Source organism: Kistimonas scapharcae (assembly GCF_039540975.1).
In the GTDB taxonomy this organism is placed as follows: Bacteria; Pseudomonadota; Gammaproteobacteria; order Pseudomonadales; family Endozoicomonadaceae; genus Kistimonas; species Kistimonas scapharcae.
The window spans coordinates 1-1,896 of the sequence record NZ_BAABFL010000099.1 but is presented as its reverse complement, the minus strand read 5'-3'; the positions used below and the strand labels follow the sequence as shown (position 1 = coordinate 1,896).

Here is a 1,896-nt window from a genome sequence, read left to right as displayed (position 1 = left end):
CCCGAGTTCGCTGCTGCCGAGAAGGGTTACACCTTTGTAGCGCACCAGCAGGAAGTCGGCACGGGTTACTTCGATGACATGACCACCGTTATCCAGGGTGGCCAGTCTTCTGTGACCGCACTGACCGGTTCTACTGAAGAAGAGCAGTTCTAAGCCAATTAGCTTGAACCAGTAGATAGAGAAGCCAGCAACTTGCTGGCTTCTTTCTTTTTTACATTTTTTGGGCTAGCGAAATTATTAATCTTCTGAGCCACTGATGCCCAGAGTCCTGCTGCAGCAAAGGACTCCATGCCATTTTCAGCTCAAAGGATGGGATATCAAATGGCGGTGCCAGGACCACAAGATCACCACCACCAGTCTGAAGCCGGGCAGCCCGGGTAGGCAGCGTCGCAATAAGGTCGTTATTACGCACGAGTTGCATAGCCACCTGATAATGTCGGGTAAAGACTGAGATCGTTCGCTTCTTTCCCAGTCGATCCAGCGCTTCATCGACCCAACCCAGCCGCTGCACATCTTCAGGATTCACACCAACACCCACTCCCATACCGGTTTTGCTCACCCAGACATGCCGGGCGGCAAGGTAATTCTCCAGAATAAACTCATCCAGAATAGGATTGCTGCGACTGATCAGGCAGGAAAAGTCATCTTCCCAGATGATCGCCTGGTGGAAGGATTGGGGCATATCATCAAAACGATTGATGGCCATATCCACCCCGCCCCGCTCGACATCCTGAAAGCTGACATCGCTGGGCGTTAGGACATCGAGCGTTACATCCGGCGCTTCAAGGCGCAGCTGACGCAAGACCTGGGGAATCAGCGTTGATTCCGCATAATCACTGGCCATAATCCGGAAAACCCGCCGGCTGGTGGCACTTTCAAAGGGTTTCCGAGGCTGAACAGCCTGTTCGATCTCAGCCAGAACATTACGCACGATGGGCTGTAACTGACGGGCGCGCTCTGTGGGGGTCATACCATCACTGGTTCTGACTAGGAGCGGGTCTTCAAACAGGTCCCGTAACCGCCGCAGGCCATTACTCATGGCTGGCTGCGTAATACCTAACTGGTCTGCTGCCCGGGTGACATTTCGCTCCCGCAACAGCGCATCCAGGTAAACCAGCAAATTCAGATCAATTCTCGATACATTCATGCTTTTGGCGACTTCTGGTCAGCGCATCCCTGCCTGTTATTCATCGTTTTTATGTCGAAGATAATAACTATAAATTTCCGAAATTTTCTCACACTCCATAGAATTCGTCACGTTCATGTAGTTCACCAAAATCAATCACTACAGGAGTAACGCATGACTGCCTATAACCGCCAGGAAGAAATCGCCCGCATTGAGAAGGACTGGGCCGAGAATCCCCGCTGGAAAAACGTCAAGCGTACCTACACCGCGGAAGATGTTGTACGCCTGCGCGGTTCCGTCAAGATCGAAAACACCATCGCCCGCCAGGGTGCCGAGAAGCTCTGGGACCTCGTTTACGGTGGCCAGGCCAAGAAAGGTTATGTGAACTGCCTTGGCGCCCTGACGGGTGGTCAGGCGGTTCAGCAGGTTAAGGCCGGTATCGAAGCCATCTACCTGTCTGGCTGGCAGGTTGCTGCGGATAACAACAGCGCCAGCAGCATGTACCCTGACCAGTCCCTGTACCCAGTCGATTCTGTTCCTGCTGTCATCAAGCGCATCAACAACAGCTTCCGTCGTGCTGACCAGATCCAGTGGAAGAACGGTGTGAACCCGGGTGATGACAACTACACCAACATGTTCGCGCCTATCGTTGCTGACGCAGAAGCCGGTTTCGGCGGCGTTCTGAACGCTTACGAGCTGATGAAGCACATGATCGAAGCCGGTGCGGCCGGTGTTCACTTCGAAGACCAGCTGGCTTCCGTCAAGAAGTG

2 protein-coding genes are annotated in these 1,896 nt (G+C 53.4%); one reads left to right on the top strand and one right to left on the bottom strand.

The features are described from left to right. Positions 1–211: 211 nt before the first annotated feature. Positions 212–1,147 carry a LysR family transcriptional regulator gene (locus ABD892_RS05710; RefSeq protein WP_345194445.1) on the bottom strand — a complete coding sequence of 312 codons (936 nt, stop codon included), beginning with the start codon at positions 1,145–1,147 and terminating at the stop codon, positions 212–214. 153 nt (positions 1,148–1,300) lie between these two features. Between ABD892_RS05710 and ABD892_RS05705 the strand changes: the two genes are divergently transcribed. Further along, the coding region (locus ABD892_RS05705) for an isocitrate lyase/phosphoenolpyruvate mutase family protein (RefSeq protein WP_345194444.1) at positions 1,301–1,896 on the top strand (596 nt) is incomplete at its 3' end.